The organism is Pseudomonas sp. Irchel 3H7 (assembly GCF_900187605.1).
Classification (GTDB): domain Bacteria; phylum Pseudomonadota; class Gammaproteobacteria; order Pseudomonadales; family Pseudomonadaceae; genus Aquipseudomonas.
This window is the reverse complement of sequence record NZ_FYEA01000011.1, coordinates 285167-309875: the sequence shown is the minus strand read 5'-3', so window position 1 is coordinate 309875 and position 24709 is coordinate 285167. Positions and strand designations below refer to the sequence as shown.

20 protein-coding genes, 2 tRNA genes and 1 pseudogene are annotated in these 24709 nt (G+C 59.8%); 5 read left to right on the top strand and 18 right to left on the bottom strand.

The window, feature by feature from the left end:
- Positions 1 to 170: pseudogene (locus CKW38_RS30460) on the top strand (IS110 family transposase); the annotation flags it as partial.
- A gap of 110 nt (positions 171 to 280) precedes the next feature.
- Here the strand turns inward: CKW38_RS30460 and CKW38_RS22110 are convergent.
- From CKW38_RS22110 to CKW38_RS22095, 4 genes are all read right to left on the bottom strand, one after another.
- On the bottom strand, positions 281 to 1576 hold the full coding sequence (locus CKW38_RS22110; RefSeq protein ID WP_095113867.1) for a virulence factor family protein: 1296 nt from the start codon (positions 1574 to 1576) through the stop codon (positions 281 to 283).
- Positions 1576 to 4215, bottom strand: a complete 2640-nt coding sequence (gene mprF / locus CKW38_RS22105) for a bifunctional lysylphosphatidylglycerol flippase/synthetase MprF (protein ID WP_095113866.1) — start codon at positions 4213 to 4215, stop codon at positions 1576 to 1578. Before mprF ends, CKW38_RS22110 begins: the two co-directional genes overlap by 1 nt.
- Before the next feature lie 279 nt (positions 4216 to 4494).
- Positions 4495 to 4571 (bottom strand) — tRNA-Met (locus CKW38_RS22100).
- Between the two features lie 221 nt (positions 4572 to 4792).
- A tRNA-Met gene (locus CKW38_RS22095) sits at positions 4793 to 4869 on the bottom strand.
- A gap of 280 nt (positions 4870 to 5149) precedes the next feature.
- On the opposite strand from CKW38_RS22095, the gene dinB reads away from it, so the two are divergent.
- Positions 5150 to 6211, top strand: a complete 1062-nt coding sequence (gene dinB / locus CKW38_RS22090) for a DNA polymerase IV (RefSeq protein WP_095113865.1) — start codon at positions 5150 to 5152, stop codon at positions 6209 to 6211.
- 102 nt (positions 6212 to 6313) lie between these two features.
- Here dinB and CKW38_RS22085 read toward each other — a convergent pair whose 3' ends face one another.
- The 4 genes from CKW38_RS22085 to CKW38_RS22070 all read right to left on the bottom strand — a co-directional run bounded on the left by CKW38_RS22085 (position 6314) and on the right by CKW38_RS22070 (position 11086).
- Complete coding sequence (locus CKW38_RS22085) at positions 6314 to 7267, bottom strand: hypothetical protein (RefSeq protein ID WP_007918633.1); 954 nt, start codon at positions 7265 to 7267, stop codon at positions 6314 to 6316.
- Positions 7268 to 7284: 17 nt separating this feature from the next.
- A complete protein-coding gene (locus tag CKW38_RS22080) occupies positions 7285 to 9000 on the bottom strand; it encodes a proline--tRNA ligase (protein WP_007918631.1) in 1716 nt (571 codons plus the stop codon).
- 129 nt (positions 9001 to 9129) lie between these two features.
- Entirely contained in the window at positions 9130 to 10689 is a 1560-nt protein-coding gene (locus tag CKW38_RS22075; protein WP_095113864.1) for an AmpG family muropeptide MFS transporter, read from the bottom strand.
- 43 nt (positions 10690 to 10732) lie between these two features.
- Positions 10733 to 11086: an MGMT family protein gene (locus CKW38_RS22070; RefSeq protein ID WP_007918619.1), complete on the bottom strand. Its 354-nt coding sequence runs from the start codon at positions 11084 to 11086 to the stop codon at positions 10733 to 10735.
- A 164-nt stretch (positions 11087 to 11250) separates the two neighbouring features.
- Between CKW38_RS22070 and CKW38_RS22065 the strand changes: the two genes are divergently transcribed.
- Positions 11251 to 12258 carry a DUF481 domain-containing protein gene (locus tag CKW38_RS22065; protein WP_007918617.1) on the top strand — a complete coding sequence of 336 codons (1008 nt, stop codon included), beginning with the start codon at positions 11251 to 11253 and terminating at the stop codon, positions 12256 to 12258.
- Positions 12259 to 12422: 164 nt separating this feature from the next.
- Here the strand turns inward: CKW38_RS22065 and CKW38_RS22060 are convergent, their stop codons facing one another.
- Positions 12423 to 12632, bottom strand: a complete 210-nt coding sequence (locus tag CKW38_RS22060; protein ID WP_002554837.1) for a cold-shock protein — start codon at positions 12630 to 12632, stop codon at positions 12423 to 12425.
- 354 nt (positions 12633 to 12986) lie between these two features.
- Between CKW38_RS22060 and dcd the strand changes: the two genes are divergently transcribed.
- Both dcd and CKW38_RS22050 read left to right on the top strand, forming a co-directional pair.
- Positions 12987 to 13553, top strand: a complete 567-nt coding sequence (gene dcd, locus CKW38_RS22055) for a dCTP deaminase (protein WP_007918616.1) — start codon at positions 12987 to 12989, stop codon at positions 13551 to 13553.
- Positions 13554 to 13659: 106 nt separating this feature from the next.
- Positions 13660 to 13869: a hypothetical protein gene (locus CKW38_RS22050; RefSeq protein ID WP_007918615.1), complete on the top strand. Its 210-nt coding sequence runs from the start codon at positions 13660 to 13662 to the stop codon at positions 13867 to 13869.
- Between the two features lie 46 nt (positions 13870 to 13915).
- On the opposite strand, the gene pdeM is transcribed toward CKW38_RS22050, so the two are convergent.
- The 9 genes from pdeM to CKW38_RS22005 form a co-directional block, all read right to left on the bottom strand.
- Positions 13916 to 14572 (bottom strand): ligase-associated DNA damage response endonuclease PdeM, encoded by a 657-nt coding sequence (pdeM, locus tag CKW38_RS22045; protein WP_095113863.1) that lies wholly within the window; start codon positions 14570 to 14572, stop codon positions 13916 to 13918.
- Positions 14569 to 17058, bottom strand: a complete 2490-nt coding sequence (locus CKW38_RS22040) for a ligase-associated DNA damage response DEXH box helicase (RefSeq protein WP_095113862.1) — start codon at positions 17056 to 17058, stop codon at positions 14569 to 14571. Before CKW38_RS22040 ends, pdeM begins: the two co-directional genes overlap by 4 nt.
- A 178-nt stretch (positions 17059 to 17236) precedes the next feature.
- Complete coding sequence (locus CKW38_RS22035) at positions 17237 to 18001, bottom strand: ABC transporter ATP-binding protein (RefSeq protein ID WP_007918612.1); 765 nt, start codon at positions 17999 to 18001, stop codon at positions 17237 to 17239.
- 13 nt (positions 18002 to 18014) lie between these two features.
- The gene (locus tag CKW38_RS22030) at positions 18015 to 19133 is read right to left on the bottom strand and encodes a succinylglutamate desuccinylase/aspartoacylase family protein (RefSeq protein WP_095113861.1); all 1119 of its coding nucleotides are present in this window, start codon (positions 19131 to 19133) and stop codon (positions 18015 to 18017) included.
- 12 nt (positions 19134 to 19145) lie between these two features.
- Positions 19146 to 19856 carry an ABC transporter permease gene (locus CKW38_RS22025; protein ID WP_007918610.1) on the bottom strand — a complete coding sequence of 237 codons (711 nt, stop codon included), beginning with the start codon at positions 19854 to 19856 and terminating at the stop codon, positions 19146 to 19148.
- On the bottom strand, positions 19853 to 20581 hold the full coding sequence (locus CKW38_RS22020; protein WP_007918609.1) for an ABC transporter permease: 729 nt from the start codon (positions 20579 to 20581) through the stop codon (positions 19853 to 19855). Before CKW38_RS22020 ends, CKW38_RS22025 begins: the two co-directional genes overlap by 4 nt.
- 56 nt (positions 20582 to 20637) lie before the next feature.
- Positions 20638 to 21420 (bottom strand): transporter substrate-binding domain-containing protein, encoded by a 783-nt coding sequence (locus tag CKW38_RS22015; RefSeq protein WP_007918608.1) that lies wholly within the window; start codon positions 21418 to 21420, stop codon positions 20638 to 20640.
- A 327-nt stretch (positions 21421 to 21747) separates the two neighbouring features.
- Positions 21748 to 23436: an ATP-dependent DNA ligase gene (locus tag CKW38_RS22010; protein WP_095113860.1), complete on the bottom strand. Its 1689-nt coding sequence runs from the start codon at positions 23434 to 23436 to the stop codon at positions 21748 to 21750.
- Complete coding sequence (locus CKW38_RS22005) at positions 23433 to 24467, bottom strand: ligase-associated DNA damage response exonuclease (protein WP_007918606.1); 1035 nt, start codon at positions 24465 to 24467, stop codon at positions 23433 to 23435. Before CKW38_RS22005 ends, CKW38_RS22010 begins: the two co-directional genes overlap by 4 nt.
- Positions 24468 to 24709: the final 242 nt, after the last annotated feature.

Here is a 24709-nt window from a genome sequence, read left to right as displayed (position 1 = left end):
ACGCAGCGATGTCGGCTAGCCGTACGAAAGCCTGGAAAGGGTTTTACGAAGCCCAAAGAGCACGGGGTTTCAGCACCACGCAGGCGTTGGTGATGCTGGCTCGCAAACTTGCTCGGGTGGTATTCGCCTTGCTGAAAAGGCAAAGCGAATATCAGACAAAAGTCAGTTGAGGGCTTCCCCTCAACCATAGAATCTCCCACAGGGGATTTTCGTGGCTGCTGAATGTAAAAAGCCCCCGCAACTGCGAAGTTGCGGGGGCTTTTTGTGGGCGTGGCTCAGATCACTCTTCGGCGACCGAGTCCTTGCTCTGACGCTTCTCGATCAAATCCACCAAACGCTTGGCCAGCGCCGGATAGTTCTCGTCGAAGTGGTGGCCGCCTGGCAGTTTCACCGCTTCACCCACTGCAGTCTTGTCCGTGCAACCGCTTTCATCCGTCTCTTCTTCACCATAGATGCACACGACCTTGGCCGGTGGCAGCTTGGCCATTTCCGGGCCGGTGGCGGCTTCTTTACCGGCGTTACCCAGCCAGCCTTCGACTTCGATTTCGAAGCTACCGGTGCGGGCGAAGGCCAACAGGATGATTGCGTCGACGCGCTGCTGCTCGGTGTCAGGCAGGCGATTGTAGATCGCTGGCAGGACGTCAGCGCCGAACGAGTAACCGGTGAGGATGAAGCGTTTGGTGCCCCATTTCTGCCGGTAGTGCTGCATCAGTTCGGTCAGGTCGAGCGCGCTTTGCTCCGGGCTCTTGTGCTGCCAGTAGTAGCGCAGGGTGTCGATGCCGACCACCGGGTAGCCGATCTTGGCCATTTCACCGGCGACGTCGCGGTCGAGGTCGCGCCAGCCGCCGTCACCGGAGAGGAACAGGGTCACGGTGTCTTTCGCTTGGCCGGCCGGCACTTCAACCACCGGGATCGCCAGACCGCCGTTGGCCTTGTCGCCGCCGACGAGGATCTTGCGCAGTTCGTTGTTCAGCACTTGCGGCAGGTTGATGTCGTAGTCGCTGATGCTGGTTTCGGCGTTCGGCTGATCGCGTACAAAACCCGCGCTGGCATCATCCGGGTTGTCGTTCCATGCCACCAGCCAGTGACCATGCGCGGCGGATTTCGGCAACAGGTGAGTGCAGCCAGGTTTTTCCAGCGCCAGGTCCACGGAAATCGCTTGGGCCTTGTCGTCCTTTTGCTCGGACAACCAACGCCAGGCCAATACCGCGCCGGGGCCGATACCGCTGACCAGCGTAGCCGGGCCGTTCAGTTCGCGCAGACCGGTTTGCAGGGCGCGGCTTTGCAGCAGGCAGTCCTTGGGCAGAATCACCTGAACGATTTGCGCCGAGGCGCTGCGGCTCAGGGTGGTCAGTTGTTTTTCAGAGAGTTTCTGGTCGTCGTTGACCGCGACCAGCACCTGCGCCTTGGGTTTGGTGCCGGGGATGACGCGGGTCAAAACGGTGCCGTCTGCCGCCGTAACAGGTTCGAGCGTCGGTTCTGGTGCCGGACGTTTGAGGTACCAGAAACCGCCGCCGGCAATCACGGCCAGCACGATCAGTGCGGCCAGGATGTACTTCAGGGAGCGTTGAATCATCAGCGTTTCACCAATCCAGTCAAGCCGCCCGCGATCAGGGCAGCAGTATCGGCCAGCGCCACCAGCGGATCGAGTCCGGCGGGCACGGCCATATAACGGGGTTCCCAGTCAGGCTGGAACTTGTCTTTGAAGCGGCGCAAGCCTTGGAAGTTGTACAGCTGCTCACCACGGCGGAAAACCATCGAGCCCAGACGCTGGGTCAGCGGTGCACCACGCCGGGGTTGCAACCCCGACAACGGCACCATGCCCAGGCTGAAGCGCGCGTATCCGTGACTCTTATAGTGTTGAATCAGGCCGACCATCATGAATTCCATGGTCAGCTTGGGGGCGTCCGGGTGCGCGCGCATCAGGTCGAGACTGGCCAGATCATGGCTGTAAGTCTCGAGCAGGTTGGCGAACGCCACCGGGCGGCCTTCGAAACGAATCACTGCGATGCGGAAATGCTTCAGGTAATCGTCGCTGAAACGGCCGAGGGAGAAACCTTTCTCACGCACGTTCTTGCCGGTCAGCCACGCATCGGAAATCACTTTCAGCTCATCCATCGGCGCCTGACCCGGCTCATGGATTTCCAGCGACAGACCATCTCGGGTGCCACGGTTCCAGGTGTAACGCAGGTCCTTCATCTCTTTGCCCTTGGCTTCCAGGTCAAAGCGATGCAGATCGACCCGGGCTTCTTCGCCCAGTTTGATCGCGGTCAGGCCGATGTCCATGTAGTACGGCAGGTTCTCCGCGCGCACCTGGTAGAACACCGGGCGGGCGTGGTGAATGTCGCAGAGGTCGCGGAACTGCCAGATCATCTCGGCGCGTTGCTGGCCAGGGCCGATCGGGTCGTACAGCGCCACCAGACTGCGGCCACGGCGCGCGTACATCAGGAACGCTTCGTCGTTCTGGTGAAACAGCAGTGCCTTGTCACCGGTTAGCGCCAGGCCACCGTCGGGTTGCGACGACGCCATCAGGATTTTCGCCGCACGATCAAGTTCGTCAGGCGTCGGCAGGTGAATGACCGGACGTGCGGTGCGCAGCAGCCAGGTCAGCGCGATTACCAGCAACAGCACCGCAGCGCCGAGCAGCGAACGCAGGCCGCGTGGCGCGTCAGCGTCGAGGGTGAACTGCCACCACAGTTGATGGCTGTACGGTACGTCTTGATAGGCGAACAGCAGCAACCACGTCGAGGCACCGAGGACGCACAGGCTGGCCACCAGATACAGCGGCGAGAAGGGCAGTTCGGTCAGGCGGCTCGGGCGATAGAACGAGCGACGGAACACACCGAGCAGCGCAGCCGTCAGGGTCATCAGCGTTGCTTCTTCCCAGTCGAAGCCTTTGAGCAGCGAGAGCAGCGCGCCAACCAGCAACAGAATGGTGGTGAGCATCCACGCCGCCGACAGGCGACGACGCAGGCCCTGAGCGAGCATCAGGCAGAGCACGCCGATCAGGCTGGCGCCGAAGTGCGACGCGTCGACCAGCCTGTGCGGGATCAGAAAACCGATGTGTTCCAGACGTGTGTCGATCTCGGGCGTGGCGCCGGAAAACAGCAGCACCACACCGGACAAGAACACCAGCACCGCCAGAATCGGTGCCGCCAGACCAGACGCCGCGCGCATGGTCTGAGTCTGAAACAGGCGCTGACCTTCGTTGATCAGCAGGAATACACAGGCGACCAGCAGCGGCAGCACCACATAGATCAGGCGGTACAGCAGCAACGCCGCGGCCAGTGGTGCGGCACCAAGAGTATCGGCGAAAGCGGCCAGCAGGATCGCTTCGAACACACCGACGCCGCCGGGGACGTGGCTGAGTACGCCGGCAGCCAATGCCAGCAGGTACACCAGCAGGAACGCACCAAACGGTGGCGCTTCCGGCAGCAACAGATAAAGGACAGTGGCGGCAGCCGCAACGTCGAGGGCGGTAATGATCAGTTGCAGGAACGTCAGGCGCCGACCCGGCAAGCGCAGCGTGCGGCGGCCAACCCTGACCAGCAGGTTGTCGCGCAACGGTTGTTCCGGCAGGCGCCGACGGTAGATGCCGATAGCCAGTACTGCGCCAAGCAACAGCACGACAGCGGCCACTGTGCCGAGCAGGCCTTCGGACAACCCCAGTGCCTGAGAGGCAGCAGGCAGGTCACTCAGCGTTGCCAATGCAGCCAGCGGCGGCAAGGCGCAACCCAGCGACAGACTGGCGAACAAGGTCATGTGCGCGACTTCCGACGCCCCCAGACCCAGTCGAGCATATAAACGGTAGCGAACCGAGCCGCCGGACAGCAGCGACAGACCGATTGCATTGCCAATCGCAAACGCGGTGAATCCGCCCAGCGCCAATGTGCGCGGTGGCAAGGTCACGCCGGCATAGCGACTGGCCGACCATTCGTAGCCGAGCAGAATAATGAAACCGACCACGGTCGCAGCGAAGGCGCCGATCAGCGCGGGTTTCGGTACGTCGAGAATCGAGTCGTGCAGCGCATCGAGATCGAGTTCGGCGAGCAGATGACGACAGGCAATCAGCGCAATGGCAAACAGCAGCAAAGTCACCGCCAGACCAATCGGTTGTCGGTATTTGCTCAACCGATCCAGCAAGCGCAGACGCTCGGGTTTGATCGGGTGTTCCGCTGTGACGGTGTCTTGTGGATCAGACGAGTTGGCGCGCATCAATCACCTCTTGGATTGTGCGCGACAGGATGGAGGTATCCAGCCAAGTTACCAATCCCTGTAGAAAAAAATAATCACAAAATACTACGCCTCTCACCGGGTATCGGCGAGGGCAGTTCCTGGATTGCAGAGGCCTGGCCTGCGACTCAAGCATAGTCGCAACTCAGCACTTCTGAAGATCCCAAGCGGTTCACTGCACAGTGACAGATCATTGTTGCGAAAGGACTTTTTCAACAGATACAAAAAAGGCCACTCTTTCGAGTAGCCTTTTTTGATGTTTGGTTGCGGGAGCCGGATTTGAACCGACGACCTTCGGGTTATGAGCCCGACGAGCTACCAGACTGCTCCATCCCGCGTCTGTGTGGCGGCATTCTACAGGCGAACGGCGAGGTGTCAACCGCTAATCCCGTAAAGGGTCAAATAAGTGTGCAATCGCGTCAAACGGTCGCAGGTGGTGCGTTAAGTTTCGGAAATGCAAAGAATTCCTGTTTGGCGATCCTTCTCTATAAGAAGAGGAAATCTACAAAACAGACGCGCACAAAAAAGGCCACTCTTTCGAGTAGCCTTTTTTGATGTTTGGTTGCGGGAGCCGGATTTGAACCGACGACCTTCGGGTTATGAGCCCGACGAGCTACCAGACTGCTCCATCCCGCGTCTGTGTGTCGGCATTCTACAGAGGAACGCCGGGGTGTCAACCCGCAATCTGGATAAAAACTGTTGAGGTTCAATCGGTTAGCGCTTTTTCGCGGGTGTTTGTCACGCTGCAGGTCAGGCGGGGCAAGGCTTTCAGCTCTATTGGCGGCCACTCGTCGATTGAGAAAATAAATTCAAAGGACATTTCCTACCACTTGGAAAGAACATTCATACCACTGGTGCTATATACAGGTGTCAGTGAGATACTGCCGATCCGGTTCGCCACGTTTCCTTTTCTGACATGACTCAGCGAAAAATCATCCACATTGACTGCGACTGTTTCTACGCCGCCATCGAGATGCGCGATGACCCGCGTCTGGCCGGCAAGCCGTTGGCGGTGGGTGGCTCGGCGGACCGGCGCGGGGTGATCGCCACCTGCAACTATGAAGCGCGCGCGTATGGCGTGCGTTCGGCGATGGCGTCGGGGCATGCCTTGAAACTGTGCCCGGACCTGACCATTGTCAAGCCACGTATGGATGCGTATCGCGAGGCTTCGAAAGAGATTCATACGATCTTTGCCGATTACACCGACCTGATTGAGCCGCTTTCGCTGGATGAGGCTTATCTGGATGTATCGGACAGCGCGCATTTCGGTGGCAGCGCCACACGCATCGCCCAAGACATCCGTCGTCGAGTCTCCAATCAATTGCACATCACCGTTTCTGCCGGTGTGGCGCCGAACAAGTTTTTGGCGAAAATTGCCAGTGACTGGAAAAAGCCCAACGGCTTGTTCGTGATTACGCCGGATCAGGTCGAAGACTTTGTCAGCGATTTGCCGGTAAGCAAGCTGCACGGCGTCGGCAAGGTCACCGCCGACAAACTGGGCAGGCTCGGCATCGTCGACTGCCTGCACCTGCGCGAGTGGGACAAGCTCGCGTTGGTGCGCGAATTCGGCAGTTTTGGCGAGCGACTTTGGAGTCTGGCCCGTGGGATTGATGACCGGCTGGTGCACAACGACAGCCGGCGTCAGTCAATCAGTGTGGAAAATACTTACGACGTTGATCTGCCGGATCTACGCAGTTGCCTCGACAAACTGCCGGAGCTGCTGGAAACCCTGAAAACCCGTATGGCGCGGATCGACAGCAGTTATCGGCCGGGCAAGCCGTTCGTCAAAGTGAAGTTTCATGACTTTACCCAGACGACGCTGGAGCAGGCCGGGGCAGGGCGGGATCTCGGTAGCTATCAGTTGATGCTGACGCAGGCGTTCAATCGCGGCGGGAAGCCGGTGCGGTTGTTGGGGGTGGGGGTCAGGCTTGAGGATTTGCGCGGCGGGTTTGAGCAGATGGAGTTGTTTGAGCGGTAGATTTTTGCGGAATGTAAGGGCCTCATCGCGAGCAGGCTCACTCCTACATTGAAATGCGTTCCAATGTAGGAGCTGCCGCAGGCTGCGATCTTTTAATAGGCCTTAATTCGGTCCCGGATCCGCCACCAGACGCCCCGCATCCTTGGTCAGCGACTTGAGAAACTCGGTCTGCAGCTCAGGATCGTTGCGCGTGAGTTCGATCAGGCTTTGTTCCAGCTCGCTGGCTTCTTCTTCCAGACCCAGTTCCGACAGACGTTTGACCCGGTGTACCCACTGGCTCACTTCGTCGTCTTCCAGGTCGTCGTAAATCAGCCCGTGCGCCTCCAGCAATTTGCCGCGCAGATGACTGCTGATCATCAGCGACGAATCAGAGTGCACGTCATCCTTGCTGTCTTCGACGCTGATCTGCAGCTTGCCGACATGATTGAGGTCATTTTCGGCAAACGGGCTGTCGAGCAGATTCAGACGCAGCACACCGTTACGATCGGTGGTCATGTCGAAGGTCTGCTTGCCAGCCTTGACCTGCACCGGGCGCTCGCTCCACGGCAGGCTCGAATACTCCGTGCGCTTGTCGCGCTGGACTTCATCGATACCCGCCAGGTTCTGCTGCGCGCGACCATTGGACTGCACGTTCATGAATGGATTGAGCCCGGCAAAACCGTAGCTCAGCCAGTCCTTGGTGACGCTGTCCGGCAGATTGCCGAGAGCGAAAACGTTGACCACGTTCGCGCCGACGCCGCCAACCACGGCCACCACGCCCAGCGGGATCTCGTAGACCTCCCGCCAAGGCTGGTAAGGCGTGTAGCGATCGTAGCGACGGGTGACTTCGAACTCGGTGACTTCGAAAGTCTTCTGTTCGTTGATCTTCACGCGTCGCTGCGGCAGCTCAAGCGCCTTAGGCTCGCCGACATCAATCTGCAGGCTATGGTCGAGCAACTTCCGCTCGACCCGCTCTTCGTGCTCGCTGCGTTGTGACATGTGATTGGCACAGCCGCTGACCAGCAGGGCACCGCACAGGGCGGTGCCACCGAGGCCTAAGGTGTTTCGCTTGAACATGACGTCTCTATCTGGTTTCAGCGGCGGATACGGGCCTGCAGGAAGGACAATACGTCGGCCACCGGCAATGCTTGCGCTTCGCCTTCGGTACGGCTCTTGTATTCCAGGTTGCCTTCGGCGAGGCCGCGGTCGCTGACCACGATCCGGTGAGGAATGCCGATCAGCTCCATGTCCGCGAATTTGATGCCCGGGCTGGTTTTCTTGTCGCGATCGTCCAGCAGCACTTCGAAACCGGCGGCCGTCAGTTCGGCGTACAGTTTGTCGGTGGCTTCGCGCACCTGCTCGGTTTCATAACGCAGCGGAACCAGAGCGATCTGGAACGGCGCCAGAGTGTCGCTCCAGATGATGCCGTTTTCGTCGTTGTTCTGCTCAATGGCAGCCGCCACCACGCGGGACACGCCGATGCCGTAGCAGCCCATTTCCAGGGTTACCGGCTTGCCGTTCTCGCCCAGCACTTCGCACTTCATCGCCTTGCTGTACTTGTTGCCCAGCTGGAAGATGTGGCCGACTTCGATACCGCGTTTGATTTCCAGCGTGCCTTTGCCGTCCGGGCTTGGGTCACCGGCGACTACGTTACGCAGGTCGGCCACGGTCGGAACCGGCAGATCGCGCTCCCAGTTCACGCCAAAGTAGTGCTTGTCGTCGATGTTCGCGCCGATACCGAAGTCGCTCATCAGTTCGACCGAGCGGTCGATGATGATTGGCAGCGGCAGGTTCAGCGGGCCGAGCGAACCGGCGCCGGCGCCAATGGCGTCACGCAGTTCGGCATCGGTGGCCATGACCAGCGGGCTGGCAACGCCCGGTTGCTGGGCAGCCTTGATTTCGTTTAGTTCGTGGTCGCCTCGAATCACCAGCGCGATCAGCTTGCCTTCTTCTTCGGCACGCACGATCAGGGTCTTGATGGTCTTCTCAATCGGCAGATTGAATTTTTCCACCAGCGCCGCGATGGTCTTGGTGTCTGGGGTATCGACCAGGCGCAGCTCTTCGGTCGCAGCGGCACGCGAGGTTTCGCGTGGCACCGCTTCGGCTTTTTCGATGTTCGCTGCGTAGTCGGAGCCGTTGCTGAAGACGATGTCGTCTTCGCCGGACTCGGCCAGTACGTGGAATTCGTGCGAGCCGGCGCCACCGATCGAACCGTTGTCGGCTTCCACCGGACGGAATTTCAGACCCAGACGGCTGAACACGTTGCAGTACGCCTGGTGCATACGGTCATAAGTGACCTGCAGCGACGCCTGATCAGCGTGGAACGAGTACGCGTCCTTCATGATGAATTCACGGCCACGCATCAAACCGAAGCGTGGGCGGATTTCGTCACGGAATTTGGTCTGGATCTGGTACAGGTTGATTGGCAGCTGTTTGTAGCTGCTCAACTCGTTGCGCATCAGATCGGTGATCACTTCTTCGTGGGTCGGGCCCGCGCAGAAGTCGCGACCGTGGCGATCTTTGATGCGCAGCAGCTCAGGGCCGTATTCTTCCCAGCGCCCCGATTCCTGCCACAGCTCGGCCGGTTGGGTGCTCGGCATCAACACTTCCAGAGAGCCGGCGGCGTTCATCTCTTCGCGAACGATGGCTTCAACCTTGCGCATGACTCGCAAGCCCATCGGCAGCCAGGTGTACAGGCCCGAGGCGAGTTTGCGGATCATGCCGGCGCGCAGCATCAGCTGGTGGCTGATCACGACCGCGTCGGAAGGCGTTTCTTTCTGTGTGGCGAGCAAAAATTGACTGGTGCGCATGGTTGGCCGTTGTCGGTTGCTATGACTGGAAATGACTCCGCAGTGTACCGGCGAGTTTTGCCGACGTACAGGCGTGAGGTCAGTGGGGAGGCACGACGGCGAGATTCCTCCCGCCGTTGCCGAAACGTCTTACGATTCTTCTACGACCGGCGTCGGCACAGGCTCGGGCGTTGGCGTCGGGCCTTCGCGGCGGCTTTCCTGAAACCAGTGCAACGCGATCAGAATCAACGTCGGCACGCCGAGCAGGGCAGTGATCAGGAAGAAGCTGTGGTAACCGAACTTCTCGACCAGAACCCCGGAATAGCCGCCCATCAGGCGCGGCAACAGCAGCATGATCGAGCTGAGCAGGGCGTATTGGGTGGCGGAGAACTTCAGGTTGGTCAGGCTCGACAGGTAGGCAACGAACGCCGACGTCGCCAGACCCGAACTGAAGTTATCGAGGGAAATGGTCACCATCAGCATCTGCAGGTTTGGACCCATGTCGGCGAGCATGACGAACAGCAGGTTGGTGGCGGCCGAGGCCGCGCCGCCGATGAACAGAATCGGCAGAATGCCGAAGCGCACGATCAGCAGACCGCCCATGCCGGCGCCGACCAGCGTCATGATCAGGCCGAAGATCTTGCTGACACTGGCAATCTGATCCTTGGTGAAACCCTGATCGATATAGAACACGTTGGCCATGACGCCCATGACCGTGTCCGACATCCGATAGGTGGCGATCAGGCCGAGCAGCAGCAGTGCCTGCCAGCGGTAGCGCAGAATGAAGTCATTGACCGGTGTCAGCACCGGTGCGAGGCCGCGACGACCCATGGTCGACAGACACAGACCGGTGAGCAGCGTATAGAGAATCGCGCGCAGGAAGGCGCGGTCTTCGAGCAGCAGGTCAAGCGGACTCATGTCGCCGAACAGCACACTGGCAAAATCGGTGTTGTAGAGCTGGGTGAACATCGCCGGTACCGAGACCAGCAAGATAATCAGCACAAACACCGACATCAGTTGATGCATGAAGGTATAGCGCCCGGCCTGCAATTGAGTGCGTAGCGGCACTGGCGGCTCGCGCATCAACAGCGTGGTCAGCAGGGCAGGAATCATCAATGCGCCGAACAGCGCGTAAGTGCCGGCCCAGGCCGAGTGCTGATAATTGAAACCTGTGGAGCCGAAGCCCTCAGCGAAAAACAGTGCGCCAGCGGTGGCCAGCAGCGCTGCTACGCGGTACCCGGACATATAACTGGCGGCGAGAGCGGCCTGGCGGTTGTCTTCGGCGATTTCCAGGCGATAGGCATCCACCGCGATATCCTGGGTGGCGGAGGCGAAGGCGACGACGACGGCAATGGCGATCAGCCAGGACAGATGCTTCTGCGGATCGCAGAAACCCATGCCGACCAGGCCGAGAATCACCAAGGCCTGCGAGAGCACCAGCCACGAACGGCGACGGCCGAGTTTGCCCAGCAACGGCAGGCGCCATTGGTCGAGCAGTGGTGACCAGACCCATTTGAACGCATAAGCCAAGCCGATCAGGCTGGCGTAGCCGATGGTTTCACGGGCGACACCGGCTTCACGCAGCCAGACGGAAAGCGTTGAAAATACCAGCATGTACGGCAGGCCGGCGGCGAAACCGAGCAACAACAGCACGAGCGTCGAAGGACTGGCATAAGCGGCTAGCGCGGCGCGCCAGGTTTTACGGGGCATGGGCTGAAGTCTGCCTCAAGATTGCGAAAACAAAGCGCGCACTCTAACCGCTGTGCTCTACCGGACGCCAGCCATGGCGCTGAATATCCACACGATTGTTCAGGACGGTGATGCCTTCCATGCGCAATCGGGCCCGTTGTTCATCACCCGATGGGCTGCCCACCGGTAGGCTGATCCGACCGCCGGCGCCCAGCACTCGGTGCCAGGGCAGTTTGGTATCACCGGGTAGCTGGCTCAAGGTGCGGCCGACCCAGCGGGCGGCGCGCCCCAACCCGGCCAGTTCAGCTAACTGACCATAGCTGACGACTTTGCCTTCGGGCACTTGGGCGAGCGTCGAGTAGAGCGCCGTGCGTCGGATTTGCGCATCGTTTTCAACGCTGTCGAGCGGGTCTGTCACGTACGCGGTTCCTGAGCATGAACAGTTTGATGGCTTTCAGAGTAATCGGTGATCGCGCAATTGAGAAATGAACTCATCGGAAATCGTTCGGTCAGTCCTTGTCAGGGTCTTATTCCTACGGATAATGCCGACCTTTTTCGCAAACTTGAGCCTTCGATTCGCTTATGTTTTCCAGATCCTTGCTGTGCCTTGCTGTTTTCAGCGCGTCCACGCCCCTGCTTGCCGATACCGTCTGGTTGAAGAACGGTGACAAGTTGAGCGGTACCATTACGGTATTCGACGGCGGCAAGCTGTTGATCCAGACCAAATACGCCGGTGCGGTCACCATCGACTGGAAAGAGGTCAAGACGCTGGACAGCGATCAGCACTTGCTGGTCAAACAGGATGCCTACACCGGCGAAGTGTCCAAGTCGCTGACGGCCGCCGAAGATGGCAAGGTCACCCTGGCCAATGGCGAGGCGCCGAAAACCGTCGAGCTGGCGAGCATTCAGCAGATTCTCAAACCGAAACCGGTGGTCGAGGATCTGGTCTGGAAGGGCAATGTCGACTTGGCGCTGGATTATCAGCGCGCCGAGAAGGACACCGATGACTACGATGTCGGCTTCAAGACCACGGCACGTCATGGTCGCTGGCGTCATACCGCCGAAGGCGAGTACAACCGCGAAGTGCAGGACGACGAGACCACCACCAACAACTGGCGCGCCGAATATGCACTCGACCGCTTCCTGACCGATAAATGGTTCTGGCAGGGTCGTCTGAATTACAAGCGCGATCACATCGAAGAGCTGGCGCGTCAGCGCGTGGTTGGTACCGGTCCTGGCTACCAGTTCTGGGATGACGAGTTGGGCGCGTTCTCGCTGGGCTCGCTGCTCAACCGCACGGACTATGAGTACCGCGATGGCAGCAAGGACAACTTCTACTCTGTCGCCATGAAATGGGATTACAACCGTTACCTGATTGGCAAGAAAGTCGAGTTCTTCACCAACGGTGAAGTGGGCAAACCACTGTCCGGAGTTGCTGATTACGCACTGGATGCTGAATTGGGGCTGCGTTACAAGGTCACCGACTGGGCGTCGCTCAACCTCAAGGCTGAGCGCGACATCATCAGTGGCACTAACGATGCCGATCTGAACAAGACCCGTTATACCGCCGGGTTTGGCGTGGCCTGGTAAGGCGCAAGCAAAAGATCGCAGCCTTCGGCAGCTCTTACAGAGGATTGATGTAAATCCTGTAGGAGCTGCCGAAGGCTGCGATCTTTTTTTGCGAGCTGAAAAACAGACGCCCACAAAAAAGCCCCGCTTTTAAGGGCGGGGCTCTTTTCTAAAGAAGCTACAAGTTAGATAACTTGTACTTCTTCAGCTTGCATGCCTTTCTGACCGCGGGTAGCGATGAAAGAAACCTGTTGGCCTTCTTTCAGGCTTTTGAAGCCGTCGGATTGGATAGCTTTGAAGTGAACGAACAGGTCGTCACCGGATTGTGGAGTGATGAAGCCGAAGCCTTTTTCATCGTTGAACCACTTAACGGTACCGGTTTGGCGATTAGACATGGTGTAACTCCTTGAACAAAGATAACTGCGACTCAGGAAGAACCCTGGCCGAGACTGAGTGCAAAGAGCAGGAAAAATTCTTGTAGATGGTTGGATCGAAATTCAACATATCGTGTAGAGATTCTCAGTGACACAAGCAACACAGTGACGCCACCTTAACCCAGTTTCCGAGAAGTGCCAATGCTTCTTGCGAAGGTTTCTCTGTTTTCGGGATCGGCGGTGTGACGGTTCGTCGCCAAAGCTCGTATTTCATGGGTGTTCGGCGAGAATTGCACCGCGCACTTTGAACCCGGCGGCGCGCCCGGTAAGATGCCGGACAGAATTTTTCCACCTCGCTATTCAGGACACCCCGCCATGAGCATCAAATCGGACAAGTGGATTCGCCGCATGGCGCAGGAACACGGCATGATCGAACCGTTCGTCGAGCGCCAGATGCGCGGCAGCGATGACAGCCGTGTGATCTCCTACGGTGTATCGAGCTATGGCTACGATGTACGTTGCACCAATCACTTCAAGGTGTTCACCAACATCAACTCGTCCATCGTCGACCCGAAAAACTTCGACCCGGGCAGCTTCGTCGACGTCCATAGCGACGTCTGCATCATTCCGCCGAACTCCTTTGCACTGGCCAGCACCGTCGAATACTTCCGCATTCCGCGCAATGTATTGACCATCTGCCTGGGTAAAAGCACCTACGCGCGCTGCGGCATCATCGTTAACGTCACCCCGCTTGAGCCAGAGTGGGAAGGCCACGTGACGCTGGAATTCTCCAACACCACTAACCTGCCGGCGAAAATCTACGCCAACGAAGGCGTGGCGCAGATGCTCTTCCTTGAATCCGACGAGGAATGCGAAGTGTCCTACAAGGATCGCGGTGGCAAGTACCAGGGCCAGCGTGGCGTGACCTTGCCGCGCACCTGATCGGTCCATCCGACAGATCGCGGGAATTCTTTGGCGGGCAGACACTCTATGGGGTGTACTGCCCGTTTTTGCTTTCGGCAAAACGGGCCTTCGCGAGGAGTGCCCTATGAAGATCGATCCGCAAATCACTGCCGAACTGGCAAGGCTCGAGCCCAATCAGATTGGCGTATTGGCCTGGTCCTTGTTGGCGCATCCGCCACTGAGCATGGCCGGCGGAATTCCCGGACAGCCCGATCCCGATACCCCCAACGAACAACCGACCGAGCCGGGCGAACCGACCCTTCCAGACGAGCCGCCACCGGCACCGGTTGCCTGATCTGCATTGAAAACCAATGGCCAGTCAGATGAGGTCTGTGAAGACGTCAACTGACTGGCCATATTTCGTTGTCACCGATGACGAAAATTCTGCAGTTTTGCTCCTTCTCGACCGGATATCCCCCGGTAAACGCGCCAAAGGCCGGCAGCAGGCTGATGCGTTCGCTGAGTCTGAAACACGCCAAGCGCAAGCTTTGTCGGCCCTTGCCATGTAACCGATAGACCGGATGCACATGACCGGCCAGTACGTGTCGTTCAGGATGCGGGTCCGGTTCATGTTGCAGGGCGAATGGCCCGATCAGCAGCGGTTCGGGCACGACCCGGATATTCAGCGATTCCGGCGGATCGCCCGCCCGTTTGTCGTGATTGCCGCGGATCAGTGTCATCGGCAGATCAACATGGCGCGCACGCCATTCGGCCAGTTCGCGCAAAGTCCCCACGGCATGCGAGCCGGGTCCGTGGAGAAAATCGCCAAGGAATATCAGCTGTCGGCAGGGCATTTTCGCCAGCAATCGGTCAATCACTGCAATATTGCTCGCGGTAGTGCCTTGCGGGACCGGTTGACCGAGGCTGCGGTAGGCGGCGGCTTTACCGAAATGCACATCGGCAATCAGCAAGGCCTGTTGCGCCGGCCAGTACAGGGCCTTTTCCGGCAGCAACCAGAGGTCTTCACCCGCCAGTCGCACAGGGTAGGGCGCGTTCATCGGTGTTTGCCCTTGTCGGCGGATTTTTCCAGGTCTCCAACCATCCGTCTGATGCGGTCGGCGAGTTTCTCTGAACTCATGCTTTCGCGCATGCGCTCCACCAGCAGTGGAAACCCCAGGGGTGTAGGACGCTTTATCTGATGCACGTCGAGTTTCATCCGGTTGATTTGCTCCAGTGTCTGTTCCAGACGTTGAATATCCAATTCCTCTCGTAGGACTTCTTCCCCGGCCTGTGCGAGCAACAGGTTGTCGGCGTCGTATTGTTTGAACACTTCGAAGAACAAACCGCTGGACGCCTGTACCTGCCGGGTGCTTTTCGGCGCACCGGGGTAACCGGCGAAGACCAGCCCGGCAATCCGGGCGATTTCACGGAAGCGTCGCAACGCCAATTCGCCTGCGTTGAGGCTGGCCAGTACATCCTTTAACAGGTGATCGGCGTTGAACAGTTGTGTATTCAAATGCTCGGCCCAGTCGACGGGCGTGGCGCTGAGCAATTCCAGGCCGTAATCGTTCACCGCGATCGAGAACGTCACGGGCTGGCGCTGGCTGACACGCCAGGCCAGCAGGCTCGCCAGCCCCAGATGCACCTGGCGCCCGGCAAACGGGTAGAGAAAAAGGTGCCAGCCTTCGCGGGATTTCAGCACTTCGGCCAACAGATTTTCGGCGGTGGGCAAGCCAGACCAGTGCATCTGCGTTTCCAGTAACGGTCGCAACGCCTGCATTTCCGGGCCGACAAACTCACCCTGCGCGGCGGCACTGAAGCGCCTGACCACGGCTTCGGCCAACTCGTTGGAAAGTGGCATCCGCCCGCCATTCCAGCGCGGCACCGCGGCTTTCTTCGCCGTGCTGCGTTTGACGTAAGCGGTCATGTTTTCCACTCGCACCAACTCCAGCAAACGCCCGGCGAAGAGAAAACCATCACCGGGTTTAAGCCGCGCGATAAAGCCTTCCTCGACACTGCCCAACTGTTTGCCACCGCCGCCCTTGCTCCAGAATTTCAGATGGATGCTCGCGTCACTGACGATGGTGCCGATGCTCATGCGATGGCGCCGCGCCAATCGCGCATCCGGTACGCGCCAGACGCCGTGCTCGTCCGGCTCGACCCGGCGGTAATCCGGATAGGCTGTCAGAGACATCCCGCCATGGCGTACGAAAGCTAGCGCCCAGCTCCAGTCAGCGGGTGTCAGGTCGCGATAGGCCCAGGCGCCGCGGACTTCTTCGTACAACTCTTCAGGAATAAACCCACCGCCGAGGGCCATGCTGACCAAGTGTTGCACCAGCACATCCAGCGGTTTGTGCGGTGACAGGCGTGGTTCGATGCGCCGTTGTTCGACGGTATCGCGGGCGGCGGCGGCTTCGATCAACTCAAGGCTGTGCGTCGGCACCAGCGTCACCCGCGACGTGCGCCCCGGTGCATGGCCCGAGCGTCCGGCCCGTTGCATCAGGCGCGCGACACCTTTGGCCGAGCCGATTTGCAGTACGCGCTCGACGGGCAGGAAATCCACGCCCAGGTCCAGGCTTGAAGTGCAGACTACGGCTTTCAAATGCCCGTTCTTCAAGGCCTGTTCGACCCAGTCGCGAGTCTCGCGAGACAGGGAGCTGTGATGCAACGCGATCAGCCCGGCCCAGTCCGGCCGTGCCTCCAGCAGCGCCTGATACCAGATTTCCGATTGCGCCCGCGTATTGGTGAAGACCAAGGTGCTGGCGCAAGCATCCAGTTCGGCAACGACCTGCGGCAGCATCTTCAGACCGATATGCCCGGCCCAGGGAAAACGCTCGATGGCCGGTGGGAGGAGGGTGTCGACCTTCAGCGTTTTTTCGCTTTGCCCCTGAATGCTGATGCCGCCGCCCTGTGGGATCAGCACCTGCTCGGCGTGGGATTGATTACCCAGGGTGGCCGAGACGCCCCAGACGATCAGCTCAGGCTGCCAATGCCGCAGGCGGGCGAGGGCCAGTTGCAGTTGCACGCCGCGCTTGTTGCCGAGCAGTTCGTGCCATTCATCGACGACGATCATGCGCAGAGTCGACAGCGCTACCTGTGCATCAGCGCGGGCGAGCAGCAGGGTCAGGCTTTCCGGGGTGGTGATCAGCGTGGTCGGCAGGCGTCGGCTCTGGCGGGCGCGCTCGCTGCTGCTGGTGTCGCCGGTGCGCAGGCCGATGTTCCACGGGATCTGCAGGTCATCGACCGGCGCTTGCAAGGCACGCGCGGTGTCGGCGGCGAGGGCGCGCATGGGGGTGATCCACAGCACGGTCAGCGGTTCGGCCGGTGATTTGCGTTTGCGCGGTGTTTCGACGGCAGGCTGCGAGCGCGCGAAGCGATTGAGCGCGGCAAACCACACGGCATAGGTTTTACCGGCACCGGTGCTGGCGTGGAGCAGGCCGGATTCGCCTTTTTTGACCGCCGCCCATACATCTTTCTGAAAGGCGAACGGCTTCCAGCCGCGGGCGCTGAACCAGATTTTTGCCAGGTCGGAGGATTTCGCCATGCGGGCTGCGCGCGCTCTGGAGGGGTTCTTCCAGTGACCACATCAGTTGGCGAAAGGTTTAATCAGGGTGACCGTGTAGGAGCTGCCGAAGGCTGCGATCTTTTGATCTTGATCTTGATCTCTACAAAACAAGATCAAAAGATCGCAGCCTTCGGCAGCTCCTACAGGGGAACGTGGGCTACTTGAGGTTTCCGCTGAGGAATTGTTTGAGGCGTTCGCTTTTCGGGTTGCCGAGGACTTCCTCGGGGGCGCCTTCTTCTTCCACCAGACCTTGATGCAGAAACAACACCTGGCTGGAAACCTTACGAGCGAAGCTCATCTCATGGGTCACCATGATCATGGTCCGGCCTTCTTCCGCCAGCCCTTGAATCACCTTCAACACTTCACCGACCAATTCCGGATCGAGCGCCGAGGTCGGTTCATCGAACAACATCACCTCAGGCTCCATCGCCAGCGCCCGGGCAATCGCTACGCGCTGTTGCTGACCGCCGGAGAGAAACGCCGGGTATTGATCGGCCACTCGCGCCGGCAAACCAACCTTGTCGAGATAACGCCGCGCACGATCGTCGGCTTCCTGTTTGCTGCAACCCAACACCCGGCGCGGGGCCATGGTGATGTTTTCCAGCACGGTCATGTGGCTCCACAGGTTGAAATGCTGGAACACCATCGCCAGCCGCGTGCGCAAACGTTGCAGTTCATCGGCATCGGCGACGTGCATGCCGTGGCGGTCGGTGACCATGCGGATCGCTTGGCCATCGAGGCTCATGGCGCCGTCGTTGGGTTGTTCAAGAAAGTTGATGCAGCGCAAAAAAGTGCTTTTGCCCGAGCCGCTGGCACCGATCAGGCTGATCACGTCGCCGGTCTTGGCCTTGAGCGAAACGCCTTTGAGCACCTGATGGTCGCCATAGCTTTTGTGCAGGCCTTCAACGGTCAGTTTGTACATGGGACAGACATCCTCAAGGCGAAAGTAGGTAGCCGCTGCGATAGGCTTCAGCGCCCGCGACGTGGGCGATGACCATGCCGGCAGTGGCCATGCGTCGCAGCGAACGGGCGTACATCACGCCGGCGCTGGTGCAATGAATGGGGGTGACCCGGTCGTGGATAGGGTCGATGATTTCGGCGATCTGCTGCCCGGCTTCGAGGTATTGCCCCGCCGTGGCGGTATACACCAGCAGGCCGCCGACCGGGGTGGTCACCGGTTCCACACCGGCCAGCGGCGTGGCGGGGAACGGCAGCGGTGGTTGCGGTTTGGTCTCGCCGACGATCGCATCGGACTGGATCAGATAATCGATCAGTGCCTGGCAGTCGCGGCTGGCGAGCGGATGAGTAACGTCACCCTGGCCGCGCAACTCGACGGTCACGGAGAAACTGCCCAGCGGAATCTCGAAGTGTTCGCCGAAGCGCTCTTTCAATTGCCACCACAGCAGCGTGAAGCATTCGTCGAACGACTGACCGCCGGAGTCAGTGGCCAGCAGGCTCGCCTGGGCTTCGATATAGCGCGCCAGCGGTTCGACCTGCGGCCACGCTTCGGGCGTGGTGTAGAGGTGAACCACCGATTCGAAGTCGCAGTGCAAGTCGAGCACCATATCCGCATCACAGGCCAGCCGTTGCAGGATCAGGCGCTGGGATTGCAGTTGCGTGCTGGCAGTCTGGCGGGCGAGGGCATTGCGCAGATGGCTGCGGATCAGTTCAAGGTTGTGCTGTGCATCGTCATTCAGCCTGCCCTCGATGGCGTTGCCGATTTCCTCGCTGAGGTCGACGAACCAGCGGTTGAAGTTCTGCCCGCTCTCCAGTTCGTAACGGCCCAGCGGCACGTCCATCAGCACTTGTTCGAGGCCGACCGGGTTGGCCACCGGCACCAACACGATTTCGCTGCGCAGGCGCCCGGCGGCCTCCAGCTCGGCCAGACGCTGTTTGAGATGCCAGGCGACGAGCATGCCCGGCAATTCGTCGGCATGCAGCGAAGACTGAATGTAAACCTTGCCCTTGGCCTGTTCCGGGCCGAAGTGGAAGCTGTGGATCTGTCGTGCGGTCCCCGGCAGCGGGGCCAGCAAGTCATGAATCAGGTGGCGCATTGCAAAGGTGTCCTAGTGAGTCGGCCCGAGGAAAGCCAGCCATCGGCGTTCAGCAAGGCGGAACAGGCCGACCAGCGCAAAGGTAATGGTCAGGTAGATCAGCGCGGCGATGCCGAACGACTGAAAAGTCAGGAAGGTCGCCGAGTTGGCGTCCCGGGCGACTTTCAGGATGTCGGGGATGGTCGCGGTGAAGGCCACGGTGGTCGAGTGCAGCATCAGGATCACTTCGTTGCTGTAATACGGCAACGAACGGCGCAGCGCCGACGGCATGATCACGTAGGCATACAGCTTCCAGCCGGTCAGCCCGTAAGCCTTGGCCGCTTCGACCTCGCCGTGGTTCATGCTGCGGATCGCCCCGGCGAAAATCTCCGTGGTGTAGGCGCAGGTGTTGAGGGCGAAGGCGAGGATCGTGCAGTTCATCGCATCGCGAAAGAAACTGTCGAGCAACGGCTGCGCACGCACGGCGGCCAGGCTGTAGATCCCGGTGTAGCAGATCAGCAACTGGATATACAACGGCGTGCCACGGAACAGGTAGGTGTAAAACTGCACCGGCCAGCGAATGTAGAAGTGCGGCGAAACCCGTGCAATCGACAGCGGAATCGACACCAGGAAACCGAAGAAGATCGAGGCGCTGAGCAGCCACATCGTCATCGCCAGCCCGGTAATGTTCTGGCCATCGGTATAAAGGAAGGCTCGCCAATATTCCTGCAAAAGTTCGATCATCGTACGGCCTCCCGGGCACCGGCGGCGTAGCGACGTTCGAGCCAGCGCAGGATGAAATTCGAGGCACTGGTGATCAGCAGATAGATCAATGCGGCGAGAACCAGGAAGTAGAACAGTTGATAAGTGCTTTTACCGGCGTCCTGCGCGGCTTTGACCAGATCGGCCAGACCAATGATCGACACCAGCGCGGTGGCCTTGAGCATCACCATCCAGTTGTTGCCGATACCCGGCAGGGCGAAGCGCATCATTTGCGGAAACACCACGAAGCGAAAGCGCTGGCCGCGTTTGAGGCCATACGCTGTGGCCGCTTCAACCTGTCCGCGCGGCACGGCGAGGATCGCGCCACGGAAGGTTTCGGTGAAATACGCACCATAAATGAAACCCAGGGTCAGCACCCCGGCGCTGAACGGGTCGATTTCGATGTATTCCCATTCCAGATAATCGGTCAGAGACGTCAGCCAGGTCTGCAGGCTGTAGAAGATCAGCAGCATCAGCACCAGATCCGGCACCCCGCGAATCAGCGTGGTGTAGAGCTGCGCGGGCAGGCGCACCAGTTTGACTTTTGACAGTTTGGCACTAGCGCCAAGCAGGCCGAGCAACACGGCCACCAACAGCGACAACGCCGATAATTTGATGGTCATCCAGGTGCCTTCCAACAGCAACGGGCCAAAACCCTTGAGGCTGAAGGCGGAGAGCCCCAGATTTTGTAAGAGGTTTTCGAACATAAATCAGCAACCTGAGCGGATGGAAAAGGCGCCCATCGAGGATGGGCGCCGGGGCATTATTTGCCGCTGTACAGATTCAGATCGCCAAAGTGTTTCTTTTGAATCTCGGCGTATTTGCCGTCATCGTGTAACGCTTTGATACCTTTATCTAAAAGCGCTTTCAGCTCAGTGTTACCTTTCTTAATACCGACAGCGGTTTTGGCTGGCAGCAATTCGCTGTCGACTGGCTTGCTGACGTCATAGTCGGCGCCCTGTGGCGACTTCAAAAAGCCCAGTTCGGCTTGCAGCATGTCCTGGATACCGGCGTCGAGACGGCCAGAGGTCAGGTCGGAATACACCTGATCCTGGTTCTGATAGGCCTGGGTTTTCACGCCGGCCTTGTCCAGCACGGCTTTGGCGTAGGCTTCTTGAATGGTGCCCTGCTCGTAGCCGACGGTTTTGCCCTTGAGGGATGCGACGTCTGCGGTGATACCGGAGCCTTTTTTGAACACATAAGCGGTCGGGCCGGAGAACAGCTCGCTGGAGAAGTCGATGACTTTTTCGCGGGCCGGGGTCACGGTCATCGACGAGATCACACCGTCGAATTTGTTGGCTTTGAGGCCCGGAATCATGCCGTCGAAGTCACTTTCGACCCACTTGCACTTGACCTTCAGTTCGGCGCAGATCGCGTTGCCCAGATCGATGTCGAAGCCCACCAGGCTGCCGTCGGCCGCTTTCGACTCGAACGGTGCATACGAAGGGTCAACGCCAAAGCGCAGCTCTTTGTATTCCTTGGCCAGCGCGGAGCCAGCGGCCATGCACAACGCCAGTGCAGAAAGGGTCAGCAATGCTTTTTTCATTATTCAATCCCTAAGAACCAATATGAGCGCTTGTGGCGCAGAATTATTGTTACTGGAACGCGTACGACCTATAGAAAGTAGCAATTTCCGAACCAGAGTCCCGAACAAGTGTTTTAAAAGGTTGGGTGCGGAGGGATGAGGGCGTTTGAATGCCCGGAACTGGGCATTGCAGAAAGCATGCACTGTTTTGTGGCTGATCGTTCCCATGCGCAGCAAAGGAATGCCTCAACGGACGCTCCGCGTTTGGCTTTTGGGGGGACGCGGAGCGTCCCAGGCTGCATTCCCACACGCGGAGCGTGGGAACGATCAATGTCCGGGAAATTGGGGTCAGGCCAACAGATCTTGCAAGGTCGCGAGGCTATCCGCTTCTTCCACGGTTTTATCCTGCCGCCAGCGCAACATCCTCGGGAAACGCACCGCGATGCCGCTCTTGTGCCGCCGCGACAGGGCGATGCCTTCGAAGCCCAGCTCAAACACCAGACTCGGTTTCACGCTACTCACCGGCCCAAATTTCTCCACCGTGGTCTTGCGCACAATGCTGTCGACCTGGCGCATTTCTTCATCGGTCAGCCCCGAATAGGCTTTGGCAAACGGCACCAGCGCGCGTTGGCTGGACTCGGGTGGGCCGTCCCACACGGCAAAGGTGTAATCGCTGTACAGGCTGGCCCGCCGACCATGACCGCGCTGGGCGTAAATCAACACGGCATCGACGCTGAACGGATCAACCTTCCATTTCCACCACACGCCCATGTCCTTGGTGCGGCCGACGCCGTACAGCGAATCCCGCGCCTTGAGCATCATGCCCTCGACACCCAAGCGCCGCGATGACTCGCGCTGGCGGGCGAGGTCGAACCAGTCGCTGCCGGTCAGCACCGGTGAGGGCAGTAATACCGGGCTGTTACAGCGGGCGATGACGTCTTCCAGTTGCGCGCGACGTTTGGCCTGCGGCTGGTTGCGCCAGTCTTCGTCCTGCCATTCAAGCAAGTCGTAAGCGAGCACCACCACCGGCACGTCTTCGAGGATTTTCTTGTCGAGGGTTTTGCGGCCGATGCGTTGTTGCAGCAAGGCGAAGGGTTGCACCGCCGCAGGTTCGGTCGATTGCGGATCGAAAGCATCTTCAGTACGCGGATGCGTGCTTTTCCACACGACGATTTCGCCGTCGATCACCGTGCCGTCGGGCAAGCCGTGTACCAGCACTTCCAATTCGGGAAAACGCTCGGTCACCAGTTCCTCGCCCCGCGACCAGATCCACAGCCGGCCTTCACGCTTGACCACTTGTGCACGGATGCCATCCCATTTCCATTCAATTTGCCAGTCGCTGGCCGGGCCGATCAGCGCTTCGAATTCTTCCACCGGTTGCGACAAGGCGTGGGCGAGGAAAAACGGGTAGGGCTGGCCGCCGCGCTGGGCATGCTCATCGCTGGATTCCGGGGCGATCAGTTTCAGGTAGCTGGCGGCGCTCGGCCGATTGGACAGGTCGGTGTAGCCGACCAGACGCTGCGCCACGCGTTTGCTGTCCAGCCCGGCCATCGACGCCAAGGCGCGGGTAACCAGCAGTTTCGAGACGCCGACGCGGAAACTGCCGGTGATCAATTTGATGCACAGCATCAGGCTCGATCGATCCAGTTGCGCCCACAGGGCGGGCAGTTGTCGGCTGAGGTATTCCGGAGTTTCACCGCGCAGCGGCAGGAGTTTGTCTTCGATCCATTCGGCGAGGCCGGCGTCGGAGCTGTGCAGGTTTTCCGCGAGTACCAGAGAAATGGTTTCCGCCAGGTCGCCGACCGCTTGATAGCTTTCCTCGAATAGCCACGGCTCGAGGCCGGAGACTGAGACGGCGAGTTCGCGCAGGATTCGGACCGGCACCAGTTGCCGGGGCCGCCCCCCGGAGAGGAAGTACACCGCCCACGCGGCGTCATGCGGTTCGGCCTGGGCGAAGTAAGTTTGCATTGCCGCCAGTTTGGCGTTGCTTGACGTGGTCGCGTCGAGTTCGGCGTACAACTCGGCGAATGCTCTCATGCTGGCATCTCGGCGATGGTCGGTTCGGTGGCGAGGTTTTCTTCTTCGTCATCGCCGTATTCGGTATTGAAACCCTGGGCATCCAGACCCTGTTCGCGCAGATGCCGCACGAGCACGCCGATCGAGCCGTGGGTGACCATCACCCGCTCTGCGCCGGTTTGCTCAATGGCCCAGAGCAGGCCGGGCCAGTCAGCGTGATCGGAAAGCACGAAACCACGATCGACGCCGCGCCGCCGCCGGGTGCCGCGCAAACGCATCCAGCCGCTGGCGAACGCGTCGCTGAACTCGCCGAAGCGACGCATCCAGGTGCTGCCTCCGGCCGAGGGCGGAGCGATGACCAGGGCCTGGCGCATGATCGGATCGCTTTTTTTCAAGTCGCCGGCGTAGATCGTCGGCGGCAGGTACACACCAGCCTCGCGGTAGACCCGATTCAGCGGTTCGACCGCACCGTGGCTGAGGATCGGGCCGAGGGATTCATCGATGCCGTGGAGAATCCGCTGGGCCTTGCCGAACGAGTAACAGAACAACACGCTGGCCTTGCCGGCGGCAATATTCGCCGCCCACCACTGATTGATCTCGCTGAACACCTGCGCCTGTGGCTGCCAGCGGTAGATCGGCAGGCCGAAGGTCGATTCGGTGATAAAGGTGTGGCAGCGCACCGGTTCGAACGGGGCGCAGGTGCCGTCCGGTTCGATCTTGTAATCGCCGGACGCGACCCAGACTTCGCCGCCGTATTCCAGACGCACTTGGGCCGAACCGAGCACGTGGCCGGCCGGATGAAAGCTCAAGGTGACACCGTGGTGCGTCAGGCGCTGGCCGTAGGCGAGGGTTTGCAGGTTGATGTCTTGCCCCAGACGCGCGCGCAAAATCCCTTCGCTGGCGCTGCTGGCGAGGTAATGCTGGTTGCCGGTACGGGCGTGATCGCCGTGGGCATGGGTAATGACCGAGCGCTCGACGGGGCGCCACGGATCTATGTAGAAATCTCCCGCAGGGCAATAAAGGCCTTCGGGGCGGGCGATAACAAGGTCCATGTCGTTACCAGAAATGGGGGGCTTGTTAGCTATGAGGCTGGCGCGTGTCCGGAAGTTCTATCGACTTTGAAGAGCAACCCTCACCCCGGCCCTCTCCCAGAGGGAGAGGGGGCCGACCGAGGTGTCTGGCGATTGACATCGACCTGAAAAAACCGAGTCGAGCACAGATTCTGGACCAGATCAAAAGCCCCTCACCCCAGCCCTCTCCCGGAGGGAGAGGGGGTTGACCGAGGTGTCTGGCC